This window comes from Staphylococcus pseudoxylosus (assembly GCF_003697915.1).
GTDB lineage: Bacteria > Bacillota > Bacilli > Staphylococcales > Staphylococcaceae > Staphylococcus > Staphylococcus pseudoxylosus.
On sequence record NZ_RCVN01000003.1, the window covers coordinates 32,768 to 53,435 of the forward strand.

At 31.2% G+C, this 20,668-nt stretch carries 21 protein-coding genes and 1 pseudogene; 10 read left to right on the plus strand and 12 right to left on the minus strand.

Annotation, left to right across the window (positions count from 1 at the left end):
* Positions 1 to 20: 20 nt before the first annotated feature.
* Both D9V42_RS03235 and D9V42_RS03240 read left to right on the plus strand, forming a co-directional pair.
* The gene (locus D9V42_RS03235; RefSeq protein WP_122063053.1) at positions 21 to 359 is read left to right on the plus strand and encodes a PadR family transcriptional regulator; all 339 of its coding nucleotides are present in this window, start codon (positions 21 to 23) and stop codon (positions 357 to 359) included.
* Positions 349 to 1,128 carry a hypothetical protein gene (locus D9V42_RS03240; protein WP_122063055.1) on the plus strand — a complete coding sequence of 260 codons (780 nt, stop codon included), beginning with the start codon at positions 349 to 351 and terminating at the stop codon, positions 1,126 to 1,128. Before D9V42_RS03235 ends, D9V42_RS03240 begins: the two co-directional genes overlap by 11 nt.
* A gap of 193 nt (positions 1,129 to 1,321) precedes the next feature.
* On the opposite strand, the gene D9V42_RS03245 is transcribed toward D9V42_RS03240, so the two are convergent.
* From D9V42_RS03245 to D9V42_RS03260, 4 genes are all read right to left on the minus strand, one after another.
* Complete coding sequence (locus D9V42_RS03245) at positions 1,322 to 1,837, minus strand: YceI family protein (protein WP_122063057.1); 516 nt, start codon at positions 1,835 to 1,837, stop codon at positions 1,322 to 1,324.
* A gap of 170 nt (positions 1,838 to 2,007) precedes the next feature.
* Positions 2,008 to 3,552, minus strand: coding sequence for a zinc ABC transporter substrate-binding lipoprotein AdcA (gene adcA, locus D9V42_RS03250; RefSeq protein ID WP_122063059.1), 1,545 nt, complete (start codon positions 3,550 to 3,552; stop codon positions 2,008 to 2,010).
* 226 nt (positions 3,553 to 3,778) lie between these two features.
* The gene (locus D9V42_RS03255; protein WP_122063061.1) at positions 3,779 to 4,381 is read right to left on the minus strand and encodes a DsbA family protein; all 603 of its coding nucleotides are present in this window, start codon (positions 4,379 to 4,381) and stop codon (positions 3,779 to 3,781) included.
* A 42-nt stretch (positions 4,382 to 4,423) separates the two neighbouring features.
* Positions 4,424 to 4,792 (minus strand): cystatin-like fold lipoprotein, encoded by a 369-nt coding sequence (locus D9V42_RS03260; RefSeq protein WP_122063063.1) that lies wholly within the window; start codon positions 4,790 to 4,792, stop codon positions 4,424 to 4,426.
* Between the two features lie 237 nt (positions 4,793 to 5,029).
* On the opposite strand from D9V42_RS03260, the pseudogene D9V42_RS03265 reads away from it, so the two are divergent.
* Positions 5,030 to 6,261: pseudogene (locus D9V42_RS03265) on the plus strand (aminoacyltransferase).
* Between the two features lie 160 nt (positions 6,262 to 6,421).
* Here the strand turns inward: D9V42_RS03265 and D9V42_RS03270 are convergent.
* Together D9V42_RS03270 and D9V42_RS03275 are read right to left on the minus strand one after the other, a co-directional pair.
* Positions 6,422 to 6,757, minus strand: coding sequence for an ASCH domain-containing protein (locus tag D9V42_RS03270; protein WP_122063065.1), 336 nt, complete (start codon positions 6,755 to 6,757; stop codon positions 6,422 to 6,424).
* A 30-nt stretch (positions 6,758 to 6,787) separates the two neighbouring features.
* On the minus strand, positions 6,788 to 8,233 hold the full coding sequence (locus D9V42_RS03275) for an MDR family MFS transporter (protein WP_107556257.1): 1,446 nt from the start codon (positions 8,231 to 8,233) through the stop codon (positions 6,788 to 6,790).
* A gap of 221 nt (positions 8,234 to 8,454) precedes the next feature.
* On the opposite strand from D9V42_RS03275, the gene D9V42_RS03280 reads away from it, so the two are divergent.
* Positions 8,455 to 8,559 carry a putative metal homeostasis protein gene (locus D9V42_RS03280; protein ID WP_107530011.1) on the plus strand — a complete coding sequence of 35 codons (105 nt, stop codon included), beginning with the start codon at positions 8,455 to 8,457 and terminating at the stop codon, positions 8,557 to 8,559.
* Positions 8,560 to 8,769: 210 nt separating this feature from the next.
* Here the strand turns inward: D9V42_RS03280 and D9V42_RS03285 are convergent, their stop codons facing one another.
* Positions 8,770 to 9,456, minus strand: a complete 687-nt coding sequence (locus D9V42_RS03285; protein ID WP_122063067.1) for a 2,3-diphosphoglycerate-dependent phosphoglycerate mutase — start codon at positions 9,454 to 9,456, stop codon at positions 8,770 to 8,772.
* 371 nt (positions 9,457 to 9,827) lie between these two features.
* Here D9V42_RS03285 and D9V42_RS03290 point away from each other — a divergent pair, with 371 nt between their 5' ends.
* Positions 9,828 to 10,205 carry an aggregation-promoting factor C-terminal-like domain-containing protein gene (locus tag D9V42_RS03290; RefSeq protein ID WP_122063069.1) on the plus strand — a complete coding sequence of 126 codons (378 nt, stop codon included), beginning with the start codon at positions 9,828 to 9,830 and terminating at the stop codon, positions 10,203 to 10,205.
* Between the two features lie 469 nt (positions 10,206 to 10,674).
* Here the strand turns inward: D9V42_RS03290 and D9V42_RS03295 are convergent, their stop codons facing one another.
* Together D9V42_RS03295 and D9V42_RS03300 are read right to left on the minus strand one after the other, a co-directional pair.
* A complete protein-coding gene (locus tag D9V42_RS03295) occupies positions 10,675 to 11,544 on the minus strand; it encodes a cation diffusion facilitator family transporter (RefSeq protein WP_122063070.1) in 870 nt (289 codons plus the stop codon).
* Between the two features lie 334 nt (positions 11,545 to 11,878).
* Positions 11,879 to 12,259, minus strand: a complete 381-nt coding sequence (locus tag D9V42_RS03300; protein ID WP_122063072.1) for a GtrA family protein — start codon at positions 12,257 to 12,259, stop codon at positions 11,879 to 11,881.
* A gap of 284 nt (positions 12,260 to 12,543) precedes the next feature.
* Between D9V42_RS03300 and tcaB the strand changes: the two genes are divergently transcribed.
* Positions 12,544 to 13,746 (plus strand): putative multidrug effflux MFS transporter TcaB, encoded by a 1,203-nt coding sequence (tcaB, locus tag D9V42_RS03305; RefSeq protein WP_107554377.1) that lies wholly within the window; start codon positions 12,544 to 12,546, stop codon positions 13,744 to 13,746.
* Between the two features lie 171 nt (positions 13,747 to 13,917).
* Here the strand turns inward: tcaB and D9V42_RS03310 are convergent, their stop codons facing one another.
* A complete protein-coding gene (locus D9V42_RS03310) occupies positions 13,918 to 14,382 on the minus strand; it encodes a GyrI-like domain-containing protein (RefSeq protein ID WP_107554376.1) in 465 nt (154 codons plus the stop codon).
* Between the two features lie 187 nt (positions 14,383 to 14,569).
* Here D9V42_RS03310 and D9V42_RS03315 point away from each other — a divergent pair, with 187 nt between their 5' ends.
* Positions 14,570 to 15,181, plus strand: a complete 612-nt coding sequence (locus D9V42_RS03315) for a C39 family peptidase (RefSeq protein ID WP_122063074.1) — start codon at positions 14,570 to 14,572, stop codon at positions 15,179 to 15,181.
* A gap of 116 nt (positions 15,182 to 15,297) precedes the next feature.
* Here the strand turns inward: D9V42_RS03315 and D9V42_RS03320 are convergent, their stop codons facing one another.
* Positions 15,298 to 16,107 carry a metallophosphoesterase gene (locus D9V42_RS03320; RefSeq protein ID WP_122063076.1) on the minus strand — a complete coding sequence of 270 codons (810 nt, stop codon included), beginning with the start codon at positions 16,105 to 16,107 and terminating at the stop codon, positions 15,298 to 15,300.
* A 179-nt stretch (positions 16,108 to 16,286) separates the two neighbouring features.
* Here D9V42_RS03320 and D9V42_RS03325 point away from each other — a divergent pair, with 179 nt between their 5' ends.
* The 3 genes from D9V42_RS03325 (at position 16,287) to D9V42_RS03335 (ending at position 19,910) form a co-directional block, all read left to right on the plus strand.
* On the plus strand, positions 16,287 to 18,308 hold the full coding sequence (locus D9V42_RS03325) for a cation:proton antiporter (protein ID WP_122063078.1): 2,022 nt from the start codon (positions 16,287 to 16,289) through the stop codon (positions 18,306 to 18,308).
* Between the two features lie 160 nt (positions 18,309 to 18,468).
* Positions 18,469 to 19,278 carry a membrane protein insertase YidC gene (gene yidC / locus D9V42_RS03330; RefSeq protein ID WP_122063080.1) on the plus strand — a complete coding sequence of 270 codons (810 nt, stop codon included), beginning with the start codon at positions 18,469 to 18,471 and terminating at the stop codon, positions 19,276 to 19,278.
* 131 nt (positions 19,279 to 19,409) lie between these two features.
* Positions 19,410 to 19,910 carry a GNAT family N-acetyltransferase gene (locus D9V42_RS03335; protein ID WP_107551506.1) on the plus strand — a complete coding sequence of 167 codons (501 nt, stop codon included), beginning with the start codon at positions 19,410 to 19,412 and terminating at the stop codon, positions 19,908 to 19,910.
* Positions 19,911 to 20,004: 94 nt separating this feature from the next.
* Here D9V42_RS03335 and pcp read toward each other — a convergent pair whose 3' ends face one another.
* Entirely contained in the window at positions 20,005 to 20,646 is a 642-nt protein-coding gene (pcp, locus tag D9V42_RS03340; protein ID WP_107554372.1) for a pyroglutamyl-peptidase I, read from the minus strand.
* Positions 20,647 to 20,668: the final 22 nt, after the last annotated feature.

The following is a 20,668-nucleotide window of genomic DNA, read 5'->3' on the forward strand; positions in this document are numbered from 1 at the left end:
ATAGTGAGAAGAGGGATGTCATGTCAGTTTCAAATCAAATGATGAAAGGATTGTTAGATGGTGCAATTTTAGGTCTAATTGCTCAAGGAGAAACTTATGGCTATGAAATTTTAGACAAATTGAAATCTCAGCAATTCCCTGAAATTAGTGATGGTAGTATTTATCCCGTATTATTAAGATTAAGTAAAAAAGGATATATAACTTCTAATTCAAGAAAATCAAATACAGGCGGTCCACAACGTAAATATTATAGTATCACAACAGAAGGCAAAGAAGAATTAGCTAATTTTATTTACAAGTGGAACTATTTAAATAATGGTATGAACAATTTAATGAGGAGTGTTTATGATGTTGAGTAAAAAAGCAGAAGATTTCTTATTAAAATTAAGAATCGAATTATTATTTCGTGGGAAAGATGAACATGAGGTAAATACAATTGAAGAGGAATTACGGGACCATATTACAATTGCTGAAGAAAATAATGAAAATATCGACGCTCTATTAAACACACCTATTAAGTCTTACGCAGACAAATTCTCAACACATTTAAATATGACACAAGGTTTGTTCAAATATATTTTATATTTCATATCCTTCATGTTTATTATGACGACAATTCCTAGAATGTTAGATAATTCTTTTCAGTTAACGGTTGCTTTAATTTGTTATTTCCTCTTTATTTTTTTGGGATCATTTATCTTTATTTTATACTTTGCCAAAAAAGTAATTATGCGCTGGGGAGACAGCAAAATAACTTATACTATTATTGGAATTTCATCTGCAGCTATTTTTGGTATATATATATTAAGTGAATACTTATTACGCAACTACCCGCTTTATATAATTTGGTCACCTAATCAAACAACGAATTTCACACTAGGATTAACGCTCTTATTATTAACAATGCTGACTTGCTTTATTTTAAAACAAAAATTTTATGCTGGTCTTATTCTATTGTTATGCATACCCAATCTGATTGGTACAGTATTTACAGGCGGTGACTTTACGAACAAAGACTATGTAATTATTTCTTCAATTGTCTTACTGATTATATCTTGGAGTTTTATCATTTATACAATTATCAAATATTATCGCGACAAAAAGTTAAATGACCCAAATCAATCGTAAGTATAAGTGAGAGAAGATAAACTCGAACTACCGCGTAACCATCGCGGAACCATCGCGCAAGCATCCATGCACAGTCAAAATCATAAGATATTTATATAAAAAGGACTAATCCGAATTAAAAAAACGGATTAGTCCTTTGTTTTGAGAATAAGTATTATGACTATGACTCATTCTACTATATTTAAAAACTGTATTAGTCTTCTAAAGCAAATTCTAAACTTACTTGGAATAATACATCTTTACCAATCATAACGCCACCTGTTTCAAGTGCTTGGTTAAATGTAATTCCATATTTTTCACGATTAATTTTACCATTAACGATAAATCCAGCTGTTGTAGCACCATTTAATGGATTTTTACTTTGGCCTTCATATGATAAATCAAAAGTTTCTTCATTTGTTACACCTTTAATTGTTACATTACCTGTAACAGATGAATCATCCGCTTTTGTTAATTCAAATTTAATTTCAGGATGGTTTTCAACATCTAAGAAATCTCCACTACGTAAATGACCGTCACGATCTTCTACACGTGTATCAATTGAATTAGCGTTGATAGTGAAATCACCTGATAATGAACTTAAATCATTTAAGTCACCCTCTAAATTTGCATCAAATTCTGTAAATCTACCTTTAATATTAGATATCATTAAATGTTTAACCGAAAATTCAACTACTGAATGTGCTGGGTCAAAATTAAATTTTGTCATTATAAATATACCTCCAAAGTATTTAAGTTTTATTGATATACTAATGATATCAACTATATAATATATATCAACCATAAAAGCTTATTTTCTTTGTTACTTTAAATTTTATTCCCTTTAAACAGAAATTTATGCATTCAAAATATAAAATTTAAATGTAGGTATAATGATTTTTAGTGCGCCAACATCTCTTCTTTGATTTCAGTTTCCGTTAATTTTTCAGGGTAATAAGTTGGCCAGTTATCTAGTTCTTTTAACACTTTATCTTTGTCATTACCTGTAAAAATATGGAAGTGTTCTGTCTTCTTAGGCGCTATATTATGATCGCTAAATTGAACATATTTTGGTAATGCTTTATTATCATCTACTAATTTATATGTGTATCTAACGCCTCTATTACCTTTTTCATATTTCAAAATATCTTTACCATCGTAACTATATTTTCCAGTGATATCTTTACCATTTTTGTTAAATGTAATTGTATCGTCAGTAATTTTTATCTTATCTACATCTGTTTTATACCCTTTATCATAGTATGCCTTATATGCTTTAGTAGTCATAGTGTCATCATCTTCAGCTTTATGTTTCATCACCTCGTCTAAAATGCCATCTTTGAGATAAGGATAAACCGATTGCCAATCTCCTTTATAATCAGATAATGCTCTATCTTTAACTTGTTTATCTTTAAAATAACCATCAGAAATAGCCTTATCATGTTTTGATTCATGCTTATCATCATCACTATGGATATTGTCACTTAATGCTTTATCAATATTTTTAATGTTCTCTTTCATTAATTTTTGATAAGTTAAATTTTCATCTTTTTGCTGTTCTTTATTCAATGATTCCATATTATAGAATTTTAATGGTTTCGCTGATGTTTCTTTTCTTATAGTATCTGTCACTTTATTAGATACATTATCTTCGTATAATATATATTTGGCACCTGATTCTTTGATTTCTTTGACAATTTTAGTAAGTGCTTTTTGTGATGGGTCTTCTGCATTCATATTCTGAACGCCTTTTTGAACAAAGCCATATCTATCAGCTAGATAACCAATAGATTCATGTGAAATAAATACAGTGTTGCCCTGCTTCTTATTACTCGTTTCTTTCATCTTCTCATCTATGTTTTTTAATTCGTCATTTAATTTATTGTAATTTTTTTCATAATACTTCTTGTTATCAGGATCTTTTTTAATCAATTCATCTTTAATTGCTTTTGCAAAAACTTGATTATATTGAGGATCTAGCCAAACATGTGGATCATATCCACCATGATGGTGGTGTTCACCCTGTTCGTGTTCATGCTCCTCTTCATGTTCAGATTCACCGTGACTATGTTGATCAGTGAGCAATTGTGATTTGTCTAATTTATTTTCTAAAGATAATTTCTTGTCATCTTTTTTAATTGTAGCTGCAACTTTTTTTGCAACAGGATCTAAATTATCGCCAGTATACACAAATAAATCCGCTTTTGAAGCATTTATAATATCCTTTTGCGTTGGTTCATAACTATGTAAATCTGTGCCCGCTGGATAAATAGACTCCACTTCTACATGTTTGCCACCAATTTCTTCAGCAAATGATTTTAAAGGAAATACGGTCGTATTAACTTTTATTTTTTCGTTTCCCTTATCAGAATCAGCTTTGCCACACCCTGCTAGCACCATTACTAAAGCTATCAAGCTAAACATGATATATGTATATTTTTTCATTTCTAAACCCCCAAATAGTAATTATTACGATTTATAATTATAAGCTCCTTTTTTCTAAAGTGCAATAGCAAATAGAGAATTAATCGTAATTTTTACGATTTAAAATATATTAAAAAAAGCGACATAACTGGACTTATATAGCCTAATAAGTCGAGTTATGCCACTCCAATAAAACATTTTATTATAAATTTTAGTATTTTTTTGTATATTATACATACAATTATGTTTATTTATCTAATATTTCTTTATAATTTTTAAATTTATAAGGGTCTTCTAATTTTTCACCGCCAACATATACAGTTGGTGCTGTTTCAACATGATTTTCTTTAGATTGCTGTTGATCTTTCTTTGCAGCCTTCCAAGATTTACTGTCTGTCGTTGTATATTCCTTTTTAATTTTATCTTTCATATCTTGGTTTATCGGTAATTTATCTATTTGATTATCTACTAATGATTTATTAATCCATTCCTTTTCAGAATCTGGCTGCTGCTCAAACATTAACTTTTGAAACGTTAAATATTGATCAGGTGCAACGTGCTGAACCGCGTGACCAGCTCTCGAACCTATAATAGAGTCATCACCTAAAAATGCCATATTTACGAATTGATAATCTACCTTGTCTTGGTCGATATATTCTTTTTTTAATTTAGGCATTACATTAGTTTCTACCTTTTTACAGTATGGACATTTAAAATCACCGTATTCGATTATTTTAATTTTGCCATTTTCATCCATTTTATCATTTTTATGTACATGTTGATCATTTGAACATGCTGTGACTAATATCATAATAGCTACTAATCCCATACATAACCATAACTTTTTCATATTCCTATTAGTACACCTCTAACTCATTATTTTATTTTTTTGTTATTCTTCCAGATTCATATTTTCTTCTTTATAGTCTGGTTCATGTTTATGCAAGTAACCTTTAGAATTAAAATCTTTTATATATTTGGCCTTTCCATCTTTAAACTTATAAGTATAATAATGAACTTCCTCATCATTTTTTAATGGTTTATAAGCAATTGTAACGTGTTTTCCTTTTTCATTAACGTAGATATTAGCATCTTTTTTATCGAATTTACGCTCGACATCGCCTTTATGTTGATTAGCAAGGTTTTTTTGATATTGCTGTTGCTTATTTACTGCCTTATCTATTTTATCAGCATATTTTCCACTGCTACATCCAGCAAGTACCAGTCCAAATATAGCAAGTAAAATCAATATCTTCTTCATAGTATAAAACTCACTCCTAAAACATATCTACCTCAAGTAGATATTTTAATATACATTGTCACCGTAAATCTTATCATACACCGAATATATAAAATATACTATATTAATCTGTTATTAAACACATGGTTTCCCATAAAAAAGCGTTGCAAAACTTATGATATAAAACAATATTTTGGTATAATGAAAACATATCACACAACTTATTATTGTAATATTGTCATTTAAGGAGGGAAAACAATGTTATTTGTGGAAATTACTCCTGGAGAGTTCGAAAAATTCACACAAAAAAACTTTTCACATTATACCCAAACACGTATCAATTATGAAGCTCAATATGAAGCGCATTTACTAGGCGTTAAAAATGACGTTGGGGATGTCATTGCTGCAGGTATGTTTACAGAGGCGCGAGCACTCAAATTTTTCAAATATTTTTATAGTCAACGAGGTCCTATACTAGATTATTCTGATATTACATTAGTTAACTTTTTCTTTAAATCACTAACAACTTATTTAAAACAACATAATTGTCTTTATGTCTTACTTGACCCCTATATCTTAGAAAATTTAAGGAATGCCGATGGTGAAATATTAAAGTCATATGATAATCGAATGTTAATATCTACGTTAGAGCAACTAGGATACCGTCATCAAGGTTTTCCTGTAGGTTATTCAAAATCCAGCCAGATTCGTTGGTTATCTGTACTGGATTTAAAAGATAAATCAGAACAACAACTATTGAAAGAAATGGATTATCAAACACGACGTAACATCAAAAAAACTGAAGAAATGGGAGTTAAAGTTCGTCAATTACCCATCGATGAAACAGCACGTTTTTTCAAATTATTTCACATGGCTGAAGAAAAACATGGCTTTAGTTTAGAGATCAGCAATATTTTGAACAATTACAAAAAGACTATCAAGGTTACGCGTCTATACAATTAGCATATATTGACTTGAATGAATATAAAGATAGTTTAATTAAAAAGTTAGATTCACTACAAAACCAATTGATTGATGTCCAAGAAGCATTAATAGAAAGTCCAAATTCTAAAAAACAAAAATCGAAACAAACACAACTCAGACAACAAATCACTAGTACGCAGCGTAAAATTGACGATACAGAAGCTATTATAGTATCCGATGGTTCAATATTGGACTTAGCTGCTGCTATTTATATTTATAATGATTATGAACTATATTACCTATCTAGTGGTTCAAATCCTACATACAATGCATATATGGGTGCTTATAAATTACAATGGGAAATGATAAAATTCGCTAAAGCACACGGTATTGATCGTTATAACTTTTATGGTATTACCGGTGATTTTAGTGATACCGCAATTGATTACGGTGTACAGCAATTTAAAAAAGGATTTAACGCGCACGTTGAAGAATATATCGGTGACTTTGTAAAACCTGTCAGACCTGTATTATACAAATTAGGAAAATTAATAGGTAAATTATAACAAGTTAATATGATATAACCATTTCTATAAAAAACACCCATTCTTTCTATAGCTATGTATTGCTTAAAGGTTAGGCTTGAAAGCCAACTTTTAGCTACATACTAAAGTAATGAATGGGTGTTTTGAGTTATATCATTTAGTCTATTTTATACGATTGAAACTATTTGGTTATTAATCGAATTTCAATCGCTAACGCTCCATAAGCCAACTCATCTGTTTGTGAGTATATCTGATAAATTGATGCTAATTTTTGTGATAGTTGTATATCATTGCTAAAGCCAGTCACTTGATTTGAATAATGAGTCAACAGAGCTTGAAACGATGTAAATACTTCGGCTCCAATAACCTCAACTGTTATTTGCTCTGCCGATTTTAAATTTGTAAAAGTAATAAAGTCTCCACTTTGTATTTCCTGTCTTTTAGCATCATTCAGTCTCACTTCAATGGTCTTTGTACCTTCTTTTACTAATTGAAATGGTTCATCATTTAATCTCATCGAATGTTCTATAAGGCTCACGCTCCATTATTATAAATTTTCTTGTTCTTGTTCAATTTTACGTTTACTTTTCAACATAAACACGCTAATTAAGCTAATAAATGAAATAATTACAGCAAACCAAAAGGCTGCATGATAACCACTTAAAAGTGCTTCATGTTGTATTTGCATAGCCATTTCTTTTTTACCCATGCCTTTATAATCACTCATATTAGGTGTAAAGTCTTTTGCTACTTGACTCATGATTGTAATCAGACCTGCTGTCCCTATTGAAGCAGATATTTGTTGCACTGTATTAGTCATAGATGAACCATGGGCATTCATATCACGAGATAATTGATTCATTGTATGTGTCATTAATGGCATTAATCCAAGTGCAATACCAATCATACGAATCGCATAAACAGTTGCTAGTACTGCTGCGGAAGTATTTTCATCCATTATAACAAAGTATGAAGTTGTAATTACTACGATGAGCATCCCGATAAATGCTAATATTTTCGCGCCATACTTTTCATATAAGAAACCTGAAGCTACAGACATAATCCCCATGACGATTGCACCAGGTAATAATATCAATCCTGATTGAAGTGCTGAATCATTCATTATATTTTGGACAAACATAGGCAGTACAGTCTCAGAACCTATCATTGATATCATTGTAAATGCCATAATAACAATACCTACTGCAAATTGACTATTTTTAAATACTGAAAAATCAAGTAATGGTGTTTCTAGTTTTGTTTGACGGAAAATAAAAATCGCAACAAGTATTATACCTCCTATTACTGACGTTAAAACAATAGGATCATTCCATCCGTCGCGTGAAATTGAACTTGTACCGTACAGAAGTCCGCCAAATCCTAATACTGATAAGGAAATGGATATGATATCAATCGGTGCTTTCCTATTTGTTCCTACGTTTTTCACAAACTTAAATGCACCTATAAACGTCAATGCTGCAATTGGAGCAACTACATGGAATAATGAGCGCCAATCAAAATATTCAACAAGATATCCTGATAAAGTTGGACCAATTGCTGGAGCCAAACCAATCACTAGACCAAAAGTCCCCATATATTTACCACGTTCATGTGGTTCAAATATATCTAATATCGTTGTCATCATTAAAGGCATCATGATACCTGAACCAAGTGCTTGAACAATCCTTGCACTTAATAAAACTGTAAAATTCGGACTAAAGCCCGCAATCATTGTACCAATAAAGAATATTGAAATTGCTGTTAAAAACACTTGTCTTGTCGAAAAGCGTTGTATCACCATTGCTGATAATGGTATAACGACACCATTAGTTAACAAGAACGCTGTAGTTAACCATTGTACTTGCGTATAATCTATATTAAAGTCCTTCATTATACTTGGTAATGCTGTGGTCAATAATGTTTCATTTAAAAGTCCAAAGAAACCACCAAACAACATCATCAATATCATTATTATTTTAGTTTTTTGAGTCATTTTTATCTCCTACATTTTCTTATAGTTTAGCCTTTGATAAATTAGCCACATTGGTGCATTATACATATATTTTGAAAATATAACATTAAAAATACTCAAAAATATTGTAATTTTTACATATCATTAATAAAAGTGATTGTTTTTGAATAAATCGTAATAATTCCTATTTACAAAACTGTATATTTCATCCATAATTACTTCTGTGAAGGAGGTCATAATTTATGAAATTAGATTTACAAACAGCGCGACGTAACTTGAATAGCCCAAACATTAAAACAAGAAAACGTGCACGTAAGATTATTCAACAACATAAGCGTGCTAAATAATGCACTAAATCCTTATTTATTACAGATCATTAATTTGGTGGTAATCTCCCTAATCTTAAAACAGTTATTAAAAAGATTTGATAAGCCCAATCTCAATCCTTAAATCATAACTGAACAATCAAATATACATGTGTTAAAACACATAAAACAGTCCGAGACATGAAATCAATGCCTCGGACTTTTTCACATAAACGTTATTTATTATTTTCACTATAAATAGTACTTATCTATTACTTGTAAATCATCTGTCAATTCATATATTAATGGTGCACCTGTTTTTATTTCATAGCTAATAATATCTTCATCAGATACATTTTCCAAATATTTAATAAGTGCACGCAATGAATTACCATGTGCAGAAACGAGCACAGTTTTACCATCTAAAAGTTGTTGGGAGATTTGATCATTCCAATATGGTATTACTCTTATTAACGTATCTTTCAAACTTTCTGATTCAGGCATAACTCTTCTATCTAAATGTTCATATTTTCTATCATTTAAATAGTCATTTCTTTGTTCTTCACTTTGTTTAGGTGGCGCAACGTCATATGAGCGTCTCCAAATATGTACTTGTTCTTCGCCAAATTTTTCACGTGCATCATCTTTATTCAGACCTTGCAAGTCACCATAATGTCTTTCATTTAGTCTCCAAGATTTTATAACTGGGATGAACAATTGATTAGATTCATTTAACAGGTGAAACGTAGTCTTAATTGCTCTTTCTAATAAAGAAGTATATACAATATCAATTTCGATACCTTGTTCCTTTAATTTTTTACCGGAAGTAATAGCTTCATTTTTACCCTGGTCAGATAAATCTACATCTGCCCATCCCGTAAATAAATTTTCAGCATTCCAAACACTTTGTCCATGTCTACATAAAATTAATTTTGGCATATTATTCCTTCTTTCATTAAATAAAATATAATTCTTCTGTTTTTTACAGAAATGTTACAACAAAAATAATTTATGAAATATATCATAAATGCTTTTATAAAGGCATTTACATATTTATCTTGATTCTCTATATATTAAAATTATAACAATTTACACACATTTTTGAAATAAATGTCTTCTTTTATTCACAAAAGATACTTTATTTTTATTTCACTGTAACCTACGCGCTTTTTTATAGTGTTATAGTTGTAAACGTTGAATTAAGAAATTAAGAATAAACAAGTAAATACAACACATAACTATAAGAAATATATAAACCTGTATAGTTCATTTTCTGACACAGGTAAAATCAATTAGGAGGATTTTTAACAATGAAAAAATTATTATTAGCATCTTTCGCATCGATTACAATTGCAGCAACTGGATTGGGCGTAAGCTCAAATGTATCAACAGCTGACGCAGCTGAAACACCTGTACAACAAACAACACAATCAACAAATGATGTGTACGATCAATTTATTGAAGCAGGTGGTACTAAAGCATTATGGGACAATATTGTAATGCCAGAATCAAGCGGTAACCCAGATGCTGTAAATGAATTAGGCTATAGAGGTTTAGGACAAACTAAAGAGTCTTGGGGGACTGGATCAGTTGAAGAACAAACTAAAGGTATGATTAACTATGCCGAAGAACGTTATGGTTCAATTGACGCAGCAATTGATTTCCGTGTAGCTAACGGCTGGTGGTAAGTATAATACCTAATTTCTAGGTTTAAATAATATAATCAAAGGCTGGGACATCAATCCCAGAAAAATAGCACTCAGATGATTTAATTAATTCATCTGAGTGCTTCTTTTTGTTTATTCAATATTTCGTATTGTTGGCTCGTTTTCTTAAGGGACAGCTTCAACCTGTAGTCTTCTACTTGTCCTGTTCCCTCAAGAGTCTCGCCAAAATACGTCACATTAATATGTAATTTTACATTGAAATACATTAAAAAAATAAGGCACCTCCTTAATTTAGTTTAATAAACACTACTAAACTAAATTAACGAGGTGCCTTGTATATTAATCTTATAACATGGCTCAACTCATATTATCTTCTGTTTTGATTCACTACAACGCAACACACTATATTAGCTTTTAGCGTTGATACTATATACCTATTCAGTTGTATGAGCTTGATAAATGATATATTTTATAATAATAATAATCAGTTTTACTGTATTGAAGCAGGTTCAGGGTGCACATACACAGATGATATGCCTTTACCATGCATATGTTGTTCTACTTTATCACAAATATGGTGCGCCTCTTCTAATGATAAGTCTGAATCTACAACGATTGTTACATCGACAAAAATACTGGTTCCATGATATCTACCTTTAATAGTATGAACATCAATCACTTCTTCAATGTCTAACACATAATTCTTATAAGCTTCTAGCTCCTGTTCATTAAATCCGTCACTTAATGTAAATATAGCCTCTTTGAAAATACCGAAACCTGTATATATAATCAGTAAACCTAAGACTGTTGCTAATAATGTATCAATGATTGGTAAACCAAACTGAGTAAAAACTAAACCTATCGCGGTGCCAATACTAACTAAAGCATCTGATAAATTATCTTTTGCCGCAGAATTAAGTGAACTACTATTTGTACGTTTGGCAAGCTTTTGATTGATAATAAAAACGACTAACATAATCACGCCACTGATAATACTGACATAAATCGTAATCGCATTCGGTGTACTGTGTTCATTAGAAAATATGTTGGGTAAATTTTCAATTACTACTTGAATACCAACAAACATAATAATAAATGAAACCAATAATGATGAAATATTCTCGGATTTCAAATGACCGTAGGGATGATTCTTATCTGCAGGTTTAATAGAAATTTTCAATCCGATAATAACTGCTAATGAGACAATAATATCAGTCATATTGTTGATACTATCAGCTCTTACTGCCGCCGAATCATAAATATACCCTACTATAAATTTCAAAATAGAAAGTATAATATAGACGATTAAACTCAGATATGCACCTTTTTGTGCAAGTTTTAAATTCTCACTTTGTGTCATGTGCTACATCCACCTTAATTGATATTGGATTATATATTATGACCTATCACAAGCATATTTACAACATTTTTTATTATAAAATTATTTAATATTTTTTAGTTAATTAATTTTTTAGCCATTCCTAAATTATACTGTTAAATTGTGCAAAAATTAAAATCAAAATCTCGAATTTACAAACGCTCCTCTAGGTATCTCTATCAGCGTTCTGCTGGATATTTTCTAAAATATCACAGTATTAAATAAAAAAGCATTATTACAGCCCCTCCATAAATACAGATAGGCAACTAATAATGCTTAATCATACAATGCTCTTTCGTCAACATTTCATTTAATATCAGTCTCTCAATATATATTTAGAAAGTACAAATGTAATGGGTATAGTAATAATAAGTCCAGCAAATGGTGCGATCACAGATGAAATGTGGAACCATTGAACAAATATATATAGTAAGAGGGTTTGCATCCCCATATTAACAACTTGAGTTAATGGGAATTGAATAAATTTGCGCCATGTCGGTTTTACTTTATATACAAAATAGCAATTGAGATAATAAGAAACTATAAAACTAACAACAAATCCACTGATATGACTGACTAAATAATTGATATCAATTAACTTTAATAAAAATAAATAAACCACGTAATAATTAAAGGTGTTCATACCACCAACAAGAATAAATTTTATAATTTCATATTGTGTCTTGGTTAAATGCATCAATGTTCTCCTTTGTGTGACAATCTAAAATGTCCATACTACAATAAAACATAACTTGTCTACCAACTTGAGATATGTCTTAAAAATATATTGCTTATTAATCAGTATTTCAACATAATATATTGTATTATATATTAAAAATAATATCTTAAACAATGTGCACGCATGAAATATGTAATTTTGTCATTGCATTTATATTCACGTGTGCGATAATAATCTAGTTACTGAACATTCAATTTTTTATTATAATAACGTAACTAACTGTGCTTAAAGGAGTACTTTATATGGATAAAATTACAAATCGCCAACTACCTTTGATGGTCATTATTATGTTAGGTATTATGACTACTTTTGGGCCTTTAACAATAGATATGTACGTCCCTTCACTACCAAATGTACAGAGTGATTTTGGTACAACTACTTCACAAGTACAACTTACACTGTCGTTTGCTATGATTGGACTTGCAATTGGACAATTTACATTTGGACCATTATCTGATGCATATGGTCGCAAAAAAATAGCATTACTTATTATTTCAATATACGTCATTGCTTCATTAATAGCAGTATTTACAACATCACTAACACTGTTACTTATAATACGCCTTATACAAGGGTTAACTGGCGGAGGTGCTATCGTCATTGCCAAAGCATCCATTGGCGATCAGCATAAAGGAAAGTCTTTAGCAAAAGGACTCGCCTCTTTACTAGTTGTTAATGGGATTATCACTATTCTTGCACCTTTAATCGGCGGGTATGCCTTAAGCGTTTCAAATTGGAAAGCAATCTTCCTAATTTTAACCATTGTCAGCTTTGCAATATTAATTTTTGCGTTTTTTAAAATGGAAGAAACGAGAGATACAGATCTTACCAAACTTAACTTTTCCTTAATATTTAAAGATTTTGGGTATCTACTAAAGAAACCTGCGTTTATCATTCCAATGCTATTGCAAGGGTTAACCTATGTGATGCTCTTTAGTTTTTCTTCTGCCGCACCGTTTATTACGCAGAAAATTTACGATATGACACCACAACAATTTAGTATTTTATTCGCGTTAAATGGTATCGGCTTAATTATTATGAGTCAATTAACCGCCTTACTCGTTGAATATATCAATCGCTATTTTCTCCTTGTTCTGCTGACATTAATACAAATTGCAGGTGTTGTGTTGATTATTTTCACACTTATATTCCATTTACCATTGTGGGTATTAATCATCGCCTTTTTCCTTAATGTATGTCCTGTAACAGGAATTGGTCCTTTAAGTTTCACATTAGCTATGGAATCTCGAACAGGTGGCAGTGGTAACGCATCAAGTTTGCTTGGGTTATTCCAATTTATTTTAGGTGGCATTATGTCTCCTCTTGTTGGATTAAAAGGTGAATATAGTGTTATGCCTTATCTCATTATCTTAACTATTACTGCTATATTAATTATTTTATTGGAAATACTATTAAAATCTATCATGCTGAAGCGAAATGTGTAATCTAATGGTGTTAACAGCATCGATTAGCTCGTCAAAATAACTAAGATAAAAAAATTATATATATGTATGGTTTCTACCTTAGCCACGCTTAATGGGACAGGGATACTAAATCAATTTTAAATTTTTTGATTTGTATCCTGTCCCTTTTTTAATTAAGCTTTTCCTTTTAATTTAAACAATCGGTAACCAGATTTCTGTAATATAATCCTCAGCTCTAATTTCTCCTTCTTTATAAAACTCAAAAAATGGCGCATTTCGCAATTCATAATCTAATGTTGGTAAAATATGTCTATTAATAGATTCCATTGCATTTTTTATAGAACCTGGCACTGGTCCTTCAGCATCAAATACAAGGTATCTCCCACTTGCTAGTTCTGTTTGTTGCCATATTTCATCATCCTCATCACTCGTAACACCTATTAAATAATGCATTTCTCCGTTATCAAGTGGTTTACATACTCCTAATAGGCCTGGTAAATGTTCATTACCTAATTTTAATAAATCGTGTTTTTTGCCACTTTCATCAAAATCCATCCAGAACATAAAAATATTTTCTTGTGCTTTTTGTCCAGTGGCATATTCTCTTTTTTCTCCTAATACAGACAACGTTGGTAGTGTTTCAATTCTATGTTTCATATGTAATCTCCCACCCTCTTTTTTATGCTATTATAACCAAAACATCTTAACAATATCTATTCTAAGCTATTGTCATATTAGGTTAAGCATCTTAATAGGCAACTTTTAAGAATAGCTATATAATAAATACAATGTAAAATTGCTTTATTTTTACATTGAAGTACAAATCATTAGGGAGAGCATCATCATGAAATTAAATATATTACCTGTTAAACCAATTAGTCAATTATTTCCAATACCAATGATTATGGGCTGTGAAGGTGTATCCACAGCAATGATGTTACAATTCAATCAGCACAAAATACCCTCCACTCAAATAATGAAGCATTGGCCTAAACATAAAAACAACCCTTATAAAGGATACGTAGGACATCACTTATGGATTAAATGGGGACACCATCAAACTATTTTCCCTTCCGCGCTCGTCCCACATCTCAAACGATATGACCAAAAAATTGTAGATAGTACTGGTCAGTCGTTAACAGATTTATGTGCAGTTTTAGACAATGGTCAACCCGTTGTTATTTATCATACTGTACTCGGACAGCGACCTTTGCGTCGTACTTATAAATTTGATAATCAACCTACTCAATTGGTCTCTAATATTCATGTCACTTTACTCATTGGCTATGATGATGATCATTACTATTACATCGATCCACTTTGGTCTCATATAGGAAAATTAATTGTATTTCCAGCACTAATGCCGAATAAATATCAAATAATAAAAATTAATAAAGCAAAGTTAGCGCAAAGTTATGACGCACCTGGTCGTTTGAGTTTTCATATTCAACCATAACTACTTTTGCGTTGGCTTAGCACAAATGAGTCACTTATCAAATAGTCATATTAGGCGCTGCTATAGATAATTACAATAAAATAAGCGACCATGTCCATTTATGGTCGCTTATTTCACTATACGTTAATTGTATATAAAGCATGATTAATTTCTTGTTCTATATTATCAGAACGCCATTCTCTTTGATAACCAAGACACGAGCAAATATATGTTATCCCCTGTTCTTCAAAGGCTTTTCTAAAGTGAACATGTCCCGTAATGCTATATCGAATATCATATCGCTGATAAACCTCATCAAAATCAGAAGTCCCAATAAAAGCATTAAAATAATCAAATATTCTATGAGGCATTGGCACAGCAAACCTAGGGTGTGTCACAATATGCGTCATTAAAATAATACGTTTATGTTTCACTTGCTCCATATCTTTAATTGTTTGTTTTGCAGCAATAGCTGATAGCTTTCTATCCTCCATAGGCCAATCTATTTTGACTTTGTCTTGCCAAGTGGCACCATAGTATTTTCTACGAGCAATGCGCTCAAGTGAAAATTCTGGACTTGCATACGTATAGTCATACCAACCTGTATTACCAACAATCGCCCATGAGTCATTGAGGTGATAAGGTTTCCCTATCAAACACGCTTCCATATTCATATAGTACTCTAAAATTTCAGCGGACGATGCATCCGTATCTGTAGCCCAAAAGTCATGATTTCCTGGAATAAATAGTATTTTTATATGTGACTGCGTCTCTACATCATTGATAAATCGATGCGTTAACTTATAATTATTAGAAATATCTCCTGCAATAAGTAAGCATTCTATCTTTCGCTTCTGTATGACTTTTACTAATTCGTGGGTATAATCCTCTGGTGTTAATTTCTTGTGGCGATCAATATGCAAATCTGATATGACACCTATTTTCATTACAATCACAATCCTTTATTATCTTAACAGCTCTATTATGACACATTTCTATATTCACTTTTAAATCATGCGCCTATAAATTAATTAAGTATTGAAGTCTATTATATTTCCAAAAAAATAACTATCTATGCTTTTGTGATAATGGTAATATAAAACAATCAAAAAAATAAGGAGTAAGTATGTTATTATTAGAAGCTTTTTTAATATTTATTATTGCAGTAATTATAAGTTCAATTATACATAACAAGTTTCCACAGATACCTATGGCGTTCATTCAAATTGGGTTAGGCGTTTGTTTATATATCCTTCCCATCCCTTTACATTTTGAATTTGAACCAGAAGTATTTATGATGGCTGTGATTGCCCCATTACTATTTGTTGAGGGGACACATGTATCTCGGTCTAAACTGTTAGAATATCGCAAACCTATTATTTTAATGGCAATGGCGTTAGTATTTACAACTGTGATAGGTGTAGGTTATTTCATTGGATGGATTTGGCCTGAGTTACCAATGCCTGCTGCCTTCGCAATAGCAGCCATTTTATGCCCAACAGATGCAGTCGCTGTACAAGCTATTACTAAAGGTAAAATTCTACCGAAGGGTGCATTAACTATTTTAGAAGGTGAGTCGTTATTAAATGATGCTGCTGGTATTATCTCTTTCAAAATTGCTGTTACAGCACTTGTTACAGGTGCATTTTCTGCATTCGATGCAATAGAACAATTTATTATTTCAACGATTCTAGGCATATTGATAGGTGCAATTTTTGGCTTTATGATTGTACGACTACGTGTTTATCTTTCTATGCACAAAGGTCTTAAAGATGGTAATACAATGATTTTCATTCAATTATTAACACCTTTCGTCGTCTATTTTATCTCCGAAATGTTGCATGCATCGGGTATCATTGCAGTTGTAGTGGCTGGTTTAATACATGGATTTGAACGTGAACGATTGATTCGTGCTCAAACCGAACTACAAATGAACTATAACCAGATATGGAGTACATTAAGTTATGTTCTTAATGGCTTTGTCTTTGTCGTATTAGGTTATATTATACCTGAAGTTGTTTCCGCAATATTCAAAGACGAACCGCAAAACATTATATTCCTGATCATTACAACATTACTAATTGCGCTAGCTATTTATGTTTTCCGTTTTATATGGGTCTTTATATTATTCAAACAATTTTACTATCCAAATAACATTCAATCTTATCTCAATGACCAATATGAAGTACCGCCAAAACGTGCACACTATGCGTTCATTATGACAATGTGTGGGATCCACGGAACAATTTCTCTATCTATGGCATTAACATTGCCTACATTATTAGCCCAACAACAAACCTTTACTTATAAAAATGATTTATTATTTATTGCCTCATTAATGGTAATTATTAGTTTAGTCATGGCTCAAATCGTGCTACCTATTATTACACCTTCGGAAGAGAAATCAACATCAACCACTATGAGCTATGCGGTTGCCAAAATTTATATAGTACAACATGTTATTAAACATTTTAAAACAAAGTCTAACACACACACATCAACAAATTATAGTACCGTTATTTCTGATTATTTTGATGAACTATTCTTCTTACTGCAGATGACACCTGAAGAAAATAATGCTAAAGAAGTAAAACGACTAGAAACAATTGCTAGCGAAATAGAGACAGAAACGTTAGAACGTTTAGTAACTCAAAATAAAGTTGACCGTCAAACGATTTTGAACTATCGCTCAGCTATAGAAACTTCAAAACAATTTAAGGAATCATCAGCTGTTCATAAATTTAAAGTTGTGATTAAAATGTTAATCTTAAGATGGAGAGCAAAGAAACATGTAGAAAGTTCACAATTAAAGCAATTTAAATCGAATTTTCAAGAAGTGAAGAAAGTTATGCGTATCGTACATCATAATGTTGCACTGCGTTTAAAGGAAGAGCAAACTAACGAAAACGTATTAGAAGTAAATATTGTTTTAAACCAGTATTACAACAGACTTCACAGGATCAGAAGAAATCGTAAAACACAAAATGAAACACCAGACACAATCACTGAAGCGCATAAATTAGAAGGATTATACATCCAGAGAACATATCTTGATGAACTAATCCAAAATAAGCAAATAGATGCGCATGTTGCTGCACAAGTAAGAGAACATATTAATTACAATGAAATCATCTTAACTTCAAGATAAAACGACTGTCACTACACCCTATTTCAAATGGAGGGTAGTGACTTTTTTCATTATTGCAATATAAAGTATACAGCTAACTTTGTATTTTTATAGCCTTAAATTCACATTTCAATTGTGTTAAAGTTATATTTAATAATACATTAATTGGAGGAAATATATCATGTATAGGAAAAGGATCTTGGTACTATTAGTCCCCTTGTTTTTAACGGGTTGTGATTATTCTAAAGATGGAGCTAGAAGTGGCTTATTTTATTCAATTTTTGTCCAACCCATAGACATGTTGTTACATGGATTAGGACATTTATACAGAGATAATTATGGTTTAGCAATCATCACAATTGTGTTACTAATAAGACTTTTTCTACTTCCTTTTATGCTTGCACAAGTAAAAAACATGCATATGATGCGTGAAAAAACAAAAGTTGTCCAATCGCAGATTGATGAGTTAAGAAACAATATTAAAATTGCAAATTCACAAGAAGAAAAAAACGAAGCACAAAAATCGTTAATAGATTTTTATAAACAATATGACATTAATCCTTTAAAAAATGTTCTAGGATGTTTGCCTATACTGATTCAATTGCCTATATTATTCGGCTTAATAATAACTTTAAAGTATCCTACAGGAGATGGTATTGATCGTTATCCAGACTTTTTGTGGTTTAACTTAACCGAACCAAATTTTTGGATTTCACTAATTGCAGCAGTAGTATATTTCTTCCAACCATTCGTAAATGCACGTCATTACCCTAAAGATCAAAGAAAAACACACTATGTATTAATGGTTTTATCACCTATATTTATCACGTATATTTCCCTACATTCTGCTGCAGCACTTGGACTATATTGGACCGTTGGTGGATTATTTTTAATTATTCAAATGCATTTTGCGCATGCTTATTACGGTAAACTTGCACGCAACAAAGCAATACAGCTTCAAGATGTGTTAGATGAGCGTAAATTGACTTAAATGTATTTTAAAACTTTGTTATTTACCCACTTAATATTATTGCTTTTTATAATTTTTTAAATTGAAAAATTTCTTTTTTTAAAATAATGATGCTATAATAACATCAATTTAGTTTAGCGAGGGGGCATTCTATGGATTTTACAATTAGAGCGTTGACGGAGGAAGATCGTCATGGTAAAGCCAATGTCCATTACGAGAGTTGGTTAAAAACATATAACCATATTTCTGAAAACGACTACCTAGAAAACCTTGATAAAGAACAATTTATCAAAAAGTCCTCTATACACGATCTTCCTACCTTAGTTGCAACTGTTAAGGATGAGATTGTAGGGTTTATCACTTATGGTAAAACAAAATCTATTTCAGAATCTGACAATTGGAGTGAGATATATGCGTTGTATCTTTTAGAAGCGTATCAACGTCATATGATTGGCTATGCTTTAACACAACGAGCACTAGAACTGTCTTATCCAGATAACGTGACACTCTGGGTTGTAGAAGAAAATACTAACGCTATTAATTTCTACGAACAAGTTGGATTTAAAAAAACACCATATAAACAACCCACTTTCTTCGGTAAAACATATAATGAAATTCGCATGGATTACACACGTACTGAACACGATAATTAAATTTAACTCAAATAAAAAGGGCTAGGAAATCTTGTTTTAAAGATCTCGTAGTCCCTTTGTTTATATTATTCAATAGAATTTGTTAACTTTTACTTTAGTGTGTTTCCCCAAGTGCGACTTTAATATCTTCGTCAGACTCAATGATAGCTTCTAATGCAGCATTTAATCCCTTCCGAATCGTTTCCACAGACATTGAAGGTTTTTCGGGTTTATCTACAACTTGTTCAGGGATAAATGGCACATGAATAAAGCCGAATTTTATATTAGGAAATTGTGTTGCATGTAAGTAACCTAATTGATACAAAATATGATTACATACAAAAGTGCCAGCCGTGTTAGATAAACGTGCAGGTACACCACTCGCTTTAATAGCTTCAGTCATACGTTTTACGGGTAAGTTTGAAAAATACGCCTGTGCCCCATCTGGATGAATAGATTCGTCAATCGGTTGTTGACCTTCATTATCCGCTATTCGTGCATCATCAATGTTAATACCAACACGCTCTGGCGTTAATTCAAACCTTCCTCCTGCTTGTCCAATTGCTAGCACAATATCATAATCATATTGTTTCATACGTGCTTCGATTACATGTTTACTTTTATGAAAGACAGTTGGTATTTCTAACTTATCTATCGTATGTCCTTCAATATTATCTGGTAATAGTTTCACCGCTTCTAATGCAGGATTAATTTCTTCTCCACCAAATGGATCAAATCCAGTTATTAAGATTCTCATTTTAAAACGCCCCTTTTTTATT